Here is a 12,243-nt window from a genome sequence, read left to right as displayed (position 1 = left end):
GACGCGACCGTCCTGGTGCTGCTGCGGCACGGCGAGACCGCGCACACCGAGCAGCGGCGCTTCTCCGGCAGCGGCGGGGCCGATCCCGCGCTGTCGGAGCGCGGCCGCGAGCAGGCCCGGCAGGCGGCCGCCGCCACCTCGCTCGGCCCGGTCCAGGCCGTCGTCACCTCGCCGCTGGCCCGCTGCCGGCAGACCGCGCAGGCGGCGGCCGACCGGCTCGGCCTGCCGGTCGAGGTCGCGGACGGGCTGCGCGAGACGGCGTTCGGGGCGTGGGAAGGCCTGACCTTCGCCGAGGTGCGGGCGCGCTTCCCCGCCGAGCTGGACGCCTGGTTCGCCTCACCGGCCGCCGCACCCCCCGGCGGCGAGAGCTTCGACGACGTCACGGCCCGGGTGGCCCGCACCCGTGACGAGCTGCTGGCCGCGCACCGCGGGCGTACGGTGCTGCTGGTCAGCCATGTGACCCCGGTCAAGACGCTGGTACGCCTCGCGCTGGGCGCGCCGCACGAGGCCGTCTTCCGGATGGACCTCGCCCCCGCGTCCCTCTCGGCGGTGGCGCACTACGCGGACGGCAACGCGTCCGTGCGGTTCCTCAACTCCACCGCGCACCTGGCCTGAGCGCCGCGGCCTCCTTGGCCAGCGCGGTGACGCCCTCCCAGTCCCGGGCCGCCAGCAGCTCCTTGGGCAGCATCCAACTCCCGCCCACGCAGGCGACGTTCGGCAACGCCAGATACTCCGGCGCCCGGGCCGCGTCGATCCCGCCGGTCGGGCAGAACCGCGCCTGCGGCAGCGGCGAGGCCAGCGACCGCAGGAACGGTACGCCGCCGGCGGCCTCCGCGGGGAAGAACTTCATGTCGGTGACGCCGCGTTCGAGCAGGTCGATCACTTCGGACGGCGTCGAGACGCCCGGCAGATACGGCAGCCCCGTACCGCACATCGCGTCGAGCAGCCGCTCCGTCCACCCCGGGCTGACCAGGAACCGCGCCCCCGCGGCGGCGGCTGCCGCCGCGTGGTCCGGCGTCAGCACGGTCCCGGCGCCCACCACCGCGTCCGGCACCTCGTGCGCCACGACCTGGATCGCCTCCAGGGCGGCCGGCGTCCGCAACGTGATCTCGATGGCGCCGAGCCCGCCGGCGAGCAGCGCTCGCGCGAGCGGTACGGCGTCGTCGGCGTCCTCGACGACGACGACAGGTATCACTGGCGTGAGGCCAAGCACGGAGTCCATCCCCCCATCCTGTCCCCCCGGACCACCCCCTGCAACGCCCATTGCACTCCGCGCAACGCGCGTTCCCCCCCGGGGCCAGCACACGAATCCCCGGCCGCGCCGGGTGGGGGGCTGGCGCGCAGTTCCGCCCCCAGCGCCGCCTGAAGAACGCCCACCCTCCGCGCAGAGGGCAACCTATAGGGGCGCGGGGAACTGCGCGCTCAGCCGGGACGGCGGGGAAGGTGACCGCCCACCGCAGGGGGCAGGACCTGAAGAGGCGCGGGGAACTGCGCGCGTAACCACGACGCACCGGAGGGTGCGAGCCGGCCGCAAGGGGCAATCACCCGGGGGCGCGGGGAACCGCAAGGGGCAGTCGCTAGACCTCGCGCACCAGGACGTCGAGGCGCGAGCCCGACGCCTCGACGGTGAAACCGAGGTCACGGAGGTCGGAGGCCAGCGCCTCCGGGGTCCGGGGCGAGGCCCCGGACGTGAGGAGCGCCCGCACCAGCCGCCCCTTCGTCGCCTTGTTGAAGTGCGACACCACGCTCCGCCGCTCGACCCCGTCGACCACCGCCACCTGAAGCACCCGCACCGTCGCGGTGCGCGCCCCGACCTGGCCCTGCGGCCGCCAAGCCCCGGCGTAAGCCGAAGAGCGCAGGTCGAGCACGAGCCCGCCCCCCGCCGCCTCCGGCAGCACCCGCTCCATGTGCGGCTTCCAGTACCCGGCGAGCCCCCCGGCGGCCGGCAGCCGTACCGCCATCGAGCAGCGGTAGGCCGGAATGCGGTCGGCCGGCCGCACCGCACCCCACAGCCCGGAGAAGACCAGCAGCGACTTCCCGGCCCGCCGCTTGGCGGCGGCGTCCAGCGTGGCGAGGCCGAGCGCGTCGTAGAGGACACCCGTGTAGAGCCGCCCGGCGGGCATCGCGGGGGCGGCGCGCAGCCCGGCGTTCCTGGCGACCTCGCCGCGCAGCCCGGGGCTGAGCCCCAGCACGTCCGCCGCCTTGTCCTCGTCCGCGGCGCACAGGGCGACGAGTTCGTCGAGCAGCGCCTCGCGCGCCGCGCTCAGCCCGGGCAGCGACAGCCCGTCGAGCGCGACCGGCCGCCCGCGTACGGCGGTGGCCTTCCCTTCGGACGGCGGCAGCAGGACGAGCACGGCATCTCCTTCACACGGACGGACCCGCGCCAGCCTACGCGGCGCGGCCCGGCGGTGTGGTGCCCCTGCGCACCGGGCGGGCGGCCGTAGGGTCGCCGCATGCCCCGCCGCCACCTGCACGTTCCCGTGCAAGACGCCACCGCGCTGCGGACCGCGCTGGCCGCGCTGCGTACCGCCCCGGGAGTACCGGGTGACTTCCCGCCCGAGGTGCTGGCGGCGGCCGACGCGGCGGTCCGGGCGCCCCGGATGCCGGAGGAGGACGCGACGGGCCTGGCCCTGTTCACCGTCGACCCGCCCGGCTCCCGCGACCTGGACCAGGCGATGCACCTGGCCCGTACCGCCGGCGGCTACCGCGTGCACTACGCCATCGCCGACGTCGCCGCCTTCGTCACCCCGGGCGCCGCCCTGGACGACGAGGCGCACCGGCGGGCGATGACGCTGTACTTCCCCGACGGCCGCGTCCCGCTGCACCCGCCGGTGCTGGGCGAGGGCGCGGCGAGCCTGCTGCCGGGCGAGGTGCGGCCGGCGCTGCTGTGGCGGTTCGACCTCGACCAGGACGGCGACCTGCTCACCGCCGACGTCCGCCGCGCGAGGGTCCGCAGCCGCGCCCGGCTGGACTACGCGACCGTGCAGCGCACCGTCGACGACGGCACTGCGGAGGAACCGGTCGCCCTGCTCAGGGACATCGGCGTGCGGCGAGCTGCCCTGGAGGCCGCCCGCGGCGGCATCTCGCTGAGCGTCCCCGAGCAGGAGATCACCCGCAGCGGCGGCAGCTACGTCCTCGGCTACCGCGCCCCGCTGCCCGCCGGCGCCTGGAACGCCCAGGTCTCGCTGCTCACCGGCATGGCCGCGGCCGACCTGATGCTGCGCTCCGGCACCGGCATCCTGCGTACGCTGCCGAGCGCCCCCGACGGCTCGGTGGCCCGGCTGCGCCGGGTCGCGCACGCGCTCGGCGTGGACTGGCCGGACGGCACCCCGTACTCCGCCGTCGTCCGCGCCCTCGACCCGCGCCGCACCCGGGACGCCGCCTTCGCGCAGGAGTGCACGACGCTGCTGCGCGGCGCCGGCTACACCGTCTTCCGCGACGGCCACGTCCCCGACCACGCGGTGCACGCCGCCGTCGCGGCCCCGTACACGCACGTCACCGCCCCGCTGCGGCGGCTCGTCGACCGCTACGCCGGCGAGCTGTGCGTGGCGGCCGCCGCCGGTACGCCGCCGCCCGGCTGGGCACTCGGCGCGCTCGACGCGCTGCCGGCCGAGATGGCCGGCGGCTTCCGGCGGGCCGCCCAGGCGGAACGGGCGAGCCTGGACCTGGTGGAGGCCGCGCTGCTCAGGGACCGGGTCGGCGAGGTCTTCGACGCCGTCGTCATCGACGTCAGGGACGCCCGCCCCACCGCCGGCACCGTCCACCTCGACGCCCCGGCGGTCGTGGCCCCCGTCGAGTCGCCCCCCGGCGCCCCGCCCCTCCCGCTCGGCCACCACCTGCGGGTCCGCCTCACCGAGGCCGACCCGGCCCGTCCCGGCGTGCTCTTCGCCCCCGCCTGATCCACTACGATGGCCCTACGGCAGACGAGCCGGGCGGGCGACCGCGTCAGGACCCCAGGGTCCTGCCGAGGAAGGTCCGGGCTCCACAGGGCAGGGTGATGGCTAACGGCCACCCGGGGTGACCCGCGGGACAGTGCCACAGAAAACAGACCGCCGGGGATCTCGGTCCCCGGTAAGGGTGAAACGGTGGTGTAAGAGACCACCAGTGCCCAGGGCGACCTGGGCAGCTAGGTAAACCCCACCCGGAGCAAGGTCAAGAGGGCGTCGTAGCGATACGCCGCCCGCGCGGACGTTCGAGGGCTGCCCGCCCGAGTCCGCGGGTAGACCGCACGAGGCTGCCGGCAACGGCAGCCCTAGATGGATGGCCGCCACCCGGCGGGCCGCGAGGCCCCCGGGTACAGAACCCGGCCTACAGCCCGACTCGTCTGCCGCTCACCTTCCGCCCCAGGTCAGAGCACCTTCTCACTCGTCTCGAATCTGCCCGGGTCGAATCTGGGTCGAATCTAGCGGCGAATTTGTTCCGTCGCGCGGTGCGGAGACCCTTCGCATGACAGCGGCTGACCTGCGGATATCCCGTGTGACCCCGCGGCCGCAGCAGCTTTCAGTTAACCCTTTGCCGAGGAGCCGATGGACGAGCTACGTTCTCCCAGCCGTCCAGGTTGATCCGGACCGGCTCTGTCGACGAGGAGGTGTGGAGCACATGCGCAGGAGTGCCCAGCAGTTGAGCCCGCGTACTGACCTTTGCCACCTCCTCACGACGGAGACACCTTGTCGCTCCGCATCACCCCACTGACCGACCCCGCTCACGGTGCGCACAGCCGACGTCTTGCATGGCTGGCGTCCGACGCCGATTCCATCCCTGTCGGGACGGCCTTTCTGCGCCTGTTCGATGGCGGGCAAAAGCACCTGGCCGAACTGAACCTCCACGTCCATCCCGTGGAGCGCCGCAAGGGCGTCGGCTCCCGGCTACTCGACACTGCCGTGGCCGCCGCCCGGGACAACACCCGGCGCTGCGTCGTAGCGCAGGCCGGGGCGGGATCGCCCGGCGACCACTTCCTGCCGGCCCGCGGCTTCCGCAAGGTCCTCACCCTGAGGTACTCCCGCCTGCCCCTGGCCGATGTGGACATCCCCTCCCTGGCAGAGATCATTGAAGGTCCGTATTCCGGCTACCGGTTGGCATCCTGGCAGGGAACCGTCCCGGACGATCTCGCCCAGACCTTCGCCGACTCACGTCGCGCCATGGACGACATGCCCATGGAGGACACCGACCACGGCACCACGACCTGGGACGTGGACCGGGTCCGGGCTGCGGCGAAGGCCGTCGAACAGCGCGGCGACCACCTGCACACCGTCGTCGCCATCGACACCTCCGACGGCTCGATCGCCGGGTTCACCGAACTCGTCGTGCCCGGCGGCGGCACAGGTGATGCCCAGCACTACGGCACCGGCGTGCTTCCCGAGCACCGCGGACACGGGCTCGGCCGCTGGATGAAGGCCGAGTCGATCCGACAAGCCCACGGGCACTACCCGGACCTCGGCGGCCTCCTGACCGACACCGCCGACAGCAACACGCACATGAGACACATCAGCGACAGCCTCGGCTACCTGCCCACGCACACGACACTGCAGTACCAGCTCGACCTGTAGAGACGAGCGGACGGGCCGGACCTGGGCATCACCTCGTCCGTCCCGTCCGCATGTCACAACAGGCCTAGCGCACTGCCGTAGGTTCGTGGCGGATGTCGTCTTCGGTCCCCGCCGGGATGCACTTCGGGCCGTCGCCCTTGGACGCGCTGATCACCAAGACATCCAGAGCGTGGTCCGGGCGAACCTCAGCGAACGGAAACCCGAGCGTGAGCGTGCTGCCGGCCGGCACCTTGGCAGGGTAGATGTAGGCAACGAGCCTGCCAGCCGCACCCCTGAGGTGGAAATAGGGAGCGACCTCCCCCGCGTGCCCGTTGGACGGTTCGGGAATCGGATCGCCCGAGGCACCACTATCAGCGGAGCAGCTCGGGTCTCCCGCGAGTACCTTGGCGCGCACGCCCATGCGGGCCAGGTCGTTCCGCATGCCCTCGATGTCCGGCTTGCCCGACGAGTTCTCGATGGTCAGTTTGACCCCACCGGCCGGCTCCTTTTCCAGGGTGTAGGCGGCGTTCGTGATCCGGTTCAGAGAACGACCGCCGTCTGCGGAAGCCGTCAGGCCGCCGGGAGCGCCCGGGGAGGCGGACTGGCCGACGATGAGCGTGGTGGCCGCCACCGTGGCGGCCAGCCCGGCGACAAGCCCGACCGGTACCCAGCGCACCCGGCGGCTGCGGACCGGGCGGGCGCCGTCGGTCTCTTCGGTATTCACATGCTGGGCGCTCTGCCGGACATGGTCCTTCAGCTCGTGCATCAACCGATCCTCAAAGCCTTCGGTGTTCATCGGACCTCCATCAGGGACGGGAAGGGCGGGAGGGTTTCAGGGACCACCGGTACCGCTGTGTCCTTCAGGGCAGACCGGGCGCGGTGCAGGCGCACCCGGGCGGCCACCCCGTTGATGCCGAGCGCCGTGGCGGCCTCCGCGACGGTCAGGCCGTCCACTGCGACCAGTTCCAGCACGGCACGCTGGCCGGCCGGCAGCGAGGCCATGCGCTCGATCAGCGCGCGGCCCTCCCGTTCGGCGTCGATGCGTTCTTCCAGCCGGGCGATGTCGTCGGCGTCCAAATACCGACGGCCGGAGATCCGGCCTTCGGCCACCCGCGCTCGGGCGGCTCGTCGGTTCTCGGCCGCCGCGACGTTGCGGGCGATGCCGTGCAGCCACGCGATCTGGCTGCCCAGCTCCTCCCGGTAACCGGCCGCCGCGGAGATCGCCGCGAGAAATACGTCGGCCACAAGGTCTGCCGCGGCGTGCGGATCACGGCTGCGGCGGGTCGCGTACCTCAGCACCGCCTCCATGTGCTCTCGGTAGAACGCCTCGAACGCCTCCGGATCCTCACCGATCCGCGCCACCTCGTAACTGCCCGGCGGATGCCTCACATCGACTCCCTCTGGTCTCTTGCGTTGCCTTCACTCCTCTTGGCGTCCTGCGGCCGGAGCGTTACACGCTGCCCTTCAGCCCCACCTGACGGCGGCGGCCCCGACCTCCCCGAATCAGCCGCTGTCGGCCGGCCGCGGACGCTTTGCCGTGCCCGGCGCCGCCGCCGGTTCGGCCGCGTCCGCCGCGGAAGGCAAGGCGGTGCCGATGGCCAGTGCGGCCGCGGCCGCTGGGGTGAGTGAGAGCCGTGGGGAGTGACGGTGCTCGGCTCCCTCTGGCTGCCTTGCAGGCGGCTGAAGTGGACCGCTGGGGGAGCGGCCAGGCGCACAGAGGCCTGAGGAGAAGACAGATGAGTCGGCTCGATGCGAGTACCGGGGGCGCCCCGCTCAGCCCCCGGCCGGCGCCCGGCGGCTGCCGCAGGTCGCAAGACTGCACCAGCGACGGCGACCGCTGTGGTCGAGGAAGACCCAACCGCAGTCGTCACTGGCGCAGGAGCGGATCGTGAAGCGCCGCGGGTCGGCCAGGAGCTCCGCGGCACCGCGGGCGGTGGCGAGCACGGGCAGCCGCAGGCCTGCGGCCGGGGACAGCCGCCATCGGCCCAGGCCGTCGTCTCCCAGGGTGAAGACCGCGGAGCCGGCCGCGTCCTGCACGACGGCGGCCACGGCGTTGAACGCGCGGGCGTCGTGCGGGTCGGTCAGGCAGGCGTAGAGCTGCTTGCGGAAGAGCCGGGCCTCCTCCAACGCGGCGGTGGCCTCCTCGGGAAACTCCCGCGCCCGCTGGAGCAGCCGGTCGACGACCGGGTCGTCCGCCAGGTCCATGTGGCCCGCCCACACGGCGAGGGTGGAGTAGCGGCGCAACCACTCCGCACCGGGAAGCCCCGGGTTACCCCAGCCCGCGTACGTGTTGCAGAACTCCAGAGCCGGATGCCCGCTGGTGCTCCACGGCAGCCACTCTTCGCCCACCCGCACGGCGTACAAGGGGGCAGGCGGGCGGTCCAGCCGCGGGTCGGCCCGGAGTATGCGGTCGTGCAGCGTGGCCAGCGCGGGGCCCGGCTCGATGCCCAGCTCGGTCACCAGCACGCGGCGCGCATGCCGGTAGACCTCAAGGGCCTCCGCCCGACGGCCACTTCGGTACAGGGCGGTCATCCGGGCGACGACGAGCCGCTCCCGCGAGGGGAGTTCGTGGGCCAGGGGCGCCAGATCCGCCAGGACCCGCTCGTGCAGGCCCATGGTGAGCCGTACCTCCGCCCGCTGCTCCAGAGCGGACAACCGCAACTCGGTGAGCCGGCCGCCGAGCCGGCCGCGGAGCTCATCGTCGATGACGTCGGCGAGCAGCGGGCCGTGCCACAGTGCCAGCGCCCGGTCGTTCCAGCGCGTCTGTTCCTCGGGATCGCCGGCCATGGCCGCCTCCCCGACGAACTTCAGAAACTCCTGTGCGTCGATCGTGTGGTGGCCGGGGTCGAGCACGTAGCCGTCGTGGCGGGTCTCGATGAGAAGCCCGTACGCCCTGAGCCGGGCCCGCACCCTGCCGATGTACGTGTGCACGGTGCCGCGGGCAGAGACGGGCGGGGAGCCGTTCCACAGCAGGTCGATGAGGCGTGCGGTCGTCACCACGCGGCCGGCGTCCAGCAGCAGGATCGCCAGCAGGCAGCGTTCCTGGCGGCGCTCGCCGAGCATGACGCGCTCGCCCTCGTGGCGGCCCTCGAACGGTCCGAGCAACTGGAACTCCATGGCTGGCCTCATCCTAGGGCGCCGTGGTGAGAATCCGGTCAGCGGCGAGGGTGAGGATGAGGCCCGGAACTCCACCACCTCACCCGGGAAGAAGCATGCGACGAACTTCCATTGCCCTGTCGGTACTTGCCGCCGTCGCCATCGGCGCGGCACCCGTTTCCAACGCATCCGCATCCGCATCCGCATCCGCATCCGCTCCCGCGAAAGCGCCCACGCCCGCGTTGAACGCCGGGGACGCCGCTGCCGGCTGGGTCCCCGCGCCGTCGGCGCCGTGGGACAAGGCGGCCGGTCTTCGGTGCGACTTCCCCGTCCACGGCGAACCCGTCGTCGACGACGTCGTACAGCGCGTCCTCGACACGTATCCCGACGGCACCGCGAAGCGGATCGCGTACAAGGGCGACCTGGTCGTACGGCTCACCAACACCGATACCGGCGCCTTCTACGACGCCGACGCCGGCGGCACGGCCGTCGTCGACTACCGCACCGACGGCTCCCAGCTCTGGTACGTGCTCGGGCCGGTGCTGATCGGGTTCGGCGAGAACAGCGGCACCCTGGCCCGAGGCCTGTACACCATCGACGGCGTGTACACGCTGGAGTTCAGCCCCACCGGATACAAGACCCTGACCATGGTGCACGGCTCGACCGACGAGCTGTGCTCACGAATCGGCTGAGCCGCTCGGCTGCCGGGGCACGGCTCCGGTGCCGTCGCCCTTGTCGTCGCCCGCACGGCGGACATCGGCCGGCGCCCTGGTCCGCCTGGGCGCCGGCCTGGCACTCGGGTCGCTGCTGCGGCACCGGCGCTGGAACTCCGGAAGCGATCCGCGGTTCGCGCCTGCCGGGCTCGGCCACGGTGGCGATGCCACTGCCACACTGAAGACGCCGGGGAGAGGGGGGATCGTGCGGCGGCGTCATGTGGTGATGGTGCTGGCATCGGCATCAAGCGTGTTCTCGGTGCTGCTCGCGGTGGCGGTGAACGTGGCGACCGGGGGCACGCTCCCCGGGCCGGTTGTCTGGCTGCGGGGGTGGGCATGGCCGCTCGTGGCAGTACAGCCCCTGGGTGACGACCGGGCGACCGCGGACGCCCTGCTCAGGCTGGGGCAGAGCTACGACCACGAAGGCCGCGTCGAGCGCGGGGTCGTGCTGCTGCGGCAGTCCGTCGCGCTGTGGGAGGCGGTGGGCGACCCGGACCGGAGCGCCGACGCCCGCCGCGAACTGGGCAACCTCCTGCGTGACGGCGGCCGTTACGACGAGGCCGCGGAGCACTTGGAGGCGTCGCCGCCCACCAGGCCGCCGAGGCCGCGGCCTGCCGCGCCGAGGCCGAGACGATCCTCGCCGGCATCGACCTCCCGGACGCGGAGGAGGTCCGGGCACTACTGCCGTCGCCCTCTCCCTGAAGCGTTCAGCCGATGATGTGGGCTGTCAGGCTCCGAAGAGGTCGGGGTAGGGGCAGGGCTCCAGGGGGTCGCCCGGGCGGTCTGCCCAGCTCCACCAGAGGTGGCGGTCGGCGCACTGCCACACGCCGCGGCAGACGCGCTTGCCGTCCTCCTCCCTGTGGGCGAGGACCAGGGCGGTGAAGGTCACCGGCCCGTCGCAGGACGGGCAGCGGGGGGCCGGGCCGGTCGCGGTCACGGCGTGACGGTAGCGCCCGGCGTCGGGATGCCGGGCGCGTCCCTGGCCAGGAGGGTGAGGAAGGCGGTGGCCGCCGGGGTGGGGGCGGTGCGGCTCCAGACGACGTACTCGACGCGGGCCGGGGCGTCGGTGACCTCGATCGTGGACACGCCCGTCAGGTACGGGGTGTAGGCGGAGGGGAGCAGGGCGACGCCGAGGCCGGGGCCGACGAGGCGGGTGATGAAGTCCGCGTTGGTGACCTCGTAGGCGACGTCGCGGGTCAAACCGGCCGCGGCGAAGGCCTGGTCGGACTGGGCACGGCCGGCGGTGCCCGCCGGGAAGTCGACGAACACCTCGCGGGACAGGCGGCGCAGGCTGACCGAGGGCCGGCCGGCCAGCCGGTGGTCGGGGGCGACCACGGCGAGCAGGTTGCCGCGGGCCAGTTCGTGGGCGGCGACGCCGCGCGGCTGCTTGGTGGTGGGCAGCCCGAGGAAGGCCACGTCGAGGGCTCCCTCCGCGGTCTGCTCGACGAGGTCGTCGCTCGCTCCCACCCGCAGGCTGATGCGCACCTGCGGGTGGCGCTCGTGGAAGTCGCGCAGCGCCGCGGGGACGTCGACGGCGGTGACCGTGGGGATCAGCCCCACCACGAGCCGGCCCCGCACCTCGCCGACGGCCGCCGCGACCTCGGCGGCGGCCCGCTCCGCGGCGTCCAGGCACTGGCGGGCGGCCGGCAGGAAGGCCTCGCCTGCCGGGGTCAGCCGTACACGGCGGCTGGTCCGCTCGAAGAGCCGCGCGCCCAACTCCTTCTCCAGCCGGGCGACCTGGTGGCTCAGGGCGGACTGGACGACCAGGCACCGCTCCGCGGCCCGGGTGAAGCTGTTCGTCTCGGCCACGGCGACGACGTACCGCATCTGCTGGAGCTCCATGGGTCCATCATCCATCACGTATCGCGATCGATGGCGTGACAAGGATGTGTTGGACTCATCGATCACCGGGCGAAGAGACTTGTGCCCATGACAAGCCAGACATTCCAGCGGGCCGGCGGGGGCAGTGGGGGCGGCGGGGTCCGCGGAAGCGGCGGGGCGGCCCGCCCCGCGAACCTGCCGCGTATCGCGCTGACCGCCCTCGCGCCCTCGGTGTGGGGCACGACCTACATCGTCACGACCGAATTCCTCCCCGACGGGCACCCGTTGTTCGCGGGCCTGCTGCGGGCGCTGCCCGCGGGACTGATCGCGCTCGCCTTCACCAGGACGCTGCCGCGCGGCGCGTGGTGGGGGAAGGCCGCCGCCCTCGGGGTGCTGAACATCGGGCTCTTCCTGCCGCTGCTGTTCACCGCCGCCGAGCGGCTGCCGGGCGGCGTGGCAGCGACCCTGGGGGCCGCGCAGCCGCTCGTCGTCGCCTTCCTGGCCGTCGCCGTGCTCGGTGAACGCCTCTCCGGCCGGCGGCTGTTGTGGGGGGTGGTCGGCGTTGCCGGCGTCGGCCTGGTGGTGATCGGCCCGAACGCGGCGCTCGACGGCGTCGGCATCGCCGCGGGCCTGGCCGGCGCGGCCACGATGGCGCTCGGCGTGACGCTCACCCGGCGCTGGGGGCGCCCGGCCGGCGTCAGCCCCACCGCCTTCGCCGGCTGGCAGCTCACCGCGGGCGGCCTCTTCCTGCTGCCCGTCACCTTCCTCGTCGAGGGGGCGCCGCCGGAGATCGGCCCGAAGGCCGCCCTCGGCTACCTGTGGCTGGGGCTGGTGGGCGGGCTGATCACCTACGTCCTGTGGTTCCAGGGCGTCACCACGCTGCCGGTCACCTCCGCGGCGCTGCTCGGCCTGCTCTCGCCGCTGGTCGCCGCCGTCCTCGGCGCCGCCGTGCTCGGCCAGACCCTGGGGCTGGTCCAACTCCTCGGGTTCGCCCTGGCCTTGGCCGCCCTCGTCGCGGGGCAGCTCCCCGCACCCACCCGCTCACCGAAGCGAACAGACCCGCTGAAGTGACCAGACCCGCTGAAGTG

At 73.5% G+C, this 12,243-nt stretch carries 12 protein-coding genes, 1 other RNA gene and 1 pseudogene; 7 read left to right on the top strand and 7 right to left on the bottom strand.

Annotated elements, in window-relative coordinates; translation table 11 throughout:
* Window positions 1-6: 6 nt before the first annotated feature.
* Window positions 7-615: pseudogene (locus NFU81_RS09645) on the top strand (histidine phosphatase family protein); the annotation flags it as partial.
* Here NFU81_RS09645 and eda read toward each other — a convergent pair.
* Both eda and yaaA read right to left on the bottom strand, forming a co-directional pair.
* Window positions 590-1,222: a bifunctional 4-hydroxy-2-oxoglutarate aldolase/2-dehydro-3-deoxy-phosphogluconate aldolase gene (gene eda / locus NFU81_RS09640; protein ID WP_251487492.1), complete on the bottom strand. Its 633-nt coding sequence runs from the start codon at window positions 1,220-1,222 to the stop codon at window positions 590-592. The pseudogene NFU81_RS09645 and the gene eda sit on opposite strands and share 26 nt — an antisense overlap.
* 355 nt (window positions 1,223-1,577) lie before the next feature.
* The gene (yaaA, locus tag NFU81_RS09635; protein WP_251487490.1) at window positions 1,578-2,354 is read right to left on the bottom strand and encodes a peroxide stress protein YaaA; all 777 of its coding nucleotides are present in this window, start codon (window positions 2,352-2,354) and stop codon (window positions 1,578-1,580) included.
* A gap of 99 nt (window positions 2,355-2,453) precedes the next feature.
* Between yaaA and NFU81_RS09630 the strand changes: the two genes are divergently transcribed.
* From NFU81_RS09630 to NFU81_RS09620, 3 genes are all read left to right on the top strand, one after another.
* Window positions 2,454-3,899, top strand: coding sequence for an RNB domain-containing ribonuclease (locus NFU81_RS09630; protein WP_251487488.1), 1,446 nt, complete (start codon window positions 2,454-2,456; stop codon window positions 3,897-3,899).
* A gap of 25 nt (window positions 3,900-3,924) precedes the next feature.
* Window positions 3,925-4,327, top strand: an RNA gene (gene rnpB / locus NFU81_RS09625) — RNase P RNA component class A.
* A gap of 340 nt (window positions 4,328-4,667) precedes the next feature.
* On the top strand, window positions 4,668-5,546 hold the full coding sequence (locus tag NFU81_RS09620; RefSeq protein ID WP_251487487.1) for a GNAT family N-acetyltransferase: 879 nt from the start codon (window positions 4,668-4,670) through the stop codon (window positions 5,544-5,546).
* Window positions 5,547-5,610: 64 nt separating this feature from the next.
* On the opposite strand, the gene NFU81_RS09615 is transcribed toward NFU81_RS09620, so the two are convergent.
* The 3 genes from NFU81_RS09615 to NFU81_RS09605 form a co-directional block, all read right to left on the bottom strand.
* On the bottom strand, window positions 5,611-6,321 hold the full coding sequence (locus NFU81_RS09615; protein WP_251487484.1) for a hypothetical protein: 711 nt from the start codon (window positions 6,319-6,321) through the stop codon (window positions 5,611-5,613).
* Window positions 6,318-6,914, bottom strand: coding sequence for an RNA polymerase sigma factor (locus NFU81_RS09610; protein WP_251487483.1), 597 nt, complete (start codon window positions 6,912-6,914; stop codon window positions 6,318-6,320). The genes NFU81_RS09615 and NFU81_RS09610 overlap by 4 nt, the downstream gene beginning before the upstream one ends.
* Before the next feature lie 384 nt (window positions 6,915-7,298).
* Entirely contained in the window at window positions 7,299-8,642 is a 1,344-nt protein-coding gene (locus tag NFU81_RS09605; RefSeq protein ID WP_251487482.1) for an AfsR/SARP family transcriptional regulator, read from the bottom strand.
* A 221-nt stretch (window positions 8,643-8,863) separates the two neighbouring features.
* Between NFU81_RS09605 and NFU81_RS09600 the strand changes: the two genes are divergently transcribed.
* Both NFU81_RS09600 and NFU81_RS09595 read left to right on the top strand, forming a co-directional pair.
* The gene (locus NFU81_RS09600; RefSeq protein ID WP_251487481.1) at window positions 8,864-9,313 is read left to right on the top strand and encodes a hypothetical protein; all 450 of its coding nucleotides are present in this window, start codon (window positions 8,864-8,866) and stop codon (window positions 9,311-9,313) included.
* A gap of 247 nt (window positions 9,314-9,560) precedes the next feature.
* Entirely contained in the window at window positions 9,561-10,052 is a 492-nt protein-coding gene (locus tag NFU81_RS09595; protein ID WP_251487480.1) for a tetratricopeptide repeat protein, read from the top strand.
* A gap of 9 nt (window positions 10,053-10,061) precedes the next feature.
* Here NFU81_RS09595 and NFU81_RS09590 read toward each other — a convergent pair whose 3' ends face one another.
* Window positions 10,062-10,271: a dehydrogenase gene (locus NFU81_RS09590; RefSeq protein ID WP_251487479.1), complete on the bottom strand. Its 210-nt coding sequence runs from the start codon at window positions 10,269-10,271 to the stop codon at window positions 10,062-10,064.
* On the bottom strand, window positions 10,268-11,176 hold the full coding sequence (locus NFU81_RS09585; RefSeq protein WP_251487478.1) for a LysR family transcriptional regulator: 909 nt from the start codon (window positions 11,174-11,176) through the stop codon (window positions 10,268-10,270). The genes NFU81_RS09590 and NFU81_RS09585 overlap by 4 nt, the downstream gene beginning before the upstream one ends.
* An 87-nt stretch (window positions 11,177-11,263) precedes the next feature.
* On the opposite strand from NFU81_RS09585, the gene NFU81_RS09580 reads away from it, so the two are divergent.
* Window positions 11,264-12,226, top strand: a complete 963-nt coding sequence (locus NFU81_RS09580; RefSeq protein WP_251487476.1) for an EamA family transporter — start codon at window positions 11,264-11,266, stop codon at window positions 12,224-12,226.
* Window positions 12,227-12,243: the final 17 nt, after the last annotated feature.

This window comes from Actinacidiphila cocklensis, assembly GCF_907177275.1.
Lineage (GTDB): Bacteria > Actinomycetota > Actinomycetes > Streptomycetales > Streptomycetaceae > Actinacidiphila > Actinacidiphila cocklensis.
The sequence above is the reverse complement of the archived record's forward strand: the minus strand, read 5'-3'. Positions and strand labels throughout refer to the sequence as shown.

Coding starts and splice junctions, on each gene's coding strand:
- eda (WP_251487492.1), bottom strand. CDS start 1,222: ATGGACTCCGTGCTTGGCCTCACGCCAGTGATACCTGTCGTCGTCGTC.
- NFU81_RS09630 (WP_251487488.1), top strand. CDS start 2,454: ATGCCCCGCCGCCACCTGCACGTTCCCGTGCAAGACGCCACCGCGCTG.
- NFU81_RS09615 (WP_251487484.1), bottom strand. CDS start 6,321: ATGAACACCGAAGGCTTTGAGGATCGGTTGATGCACGAGCTGAAGGAC.
- NFU81_RS09605 (WP_251487482.1), bottom strand. CDS start 8,642: ATGGAGTTCCAGTTGCTCGGACCGTTCGAGGGCCGCCACGAGGGCGAG.
- NFU81_RS09595 (WP_251487480.1), top strand. CDS start 9,561: ATGGTGCTGGCATCGGCATCAAGCGTGTTCTCGGTGCTGCTCGCGGTG.
- NFU81_RS09585 (WP_251487478.1), bottom strand. CDS start 11,176: ATGGAGCTCCAGCAGATGCGGTACGTCGTCGCCGTGGCCGAGACGAAC.
- NFU81_RS09580 (WP_251487476.1), top strand. CDS start 11,264: ATGACAAGCCAGACATTCCAGCGGGCCGGCGGGGGCAGTGGGGGCGGC.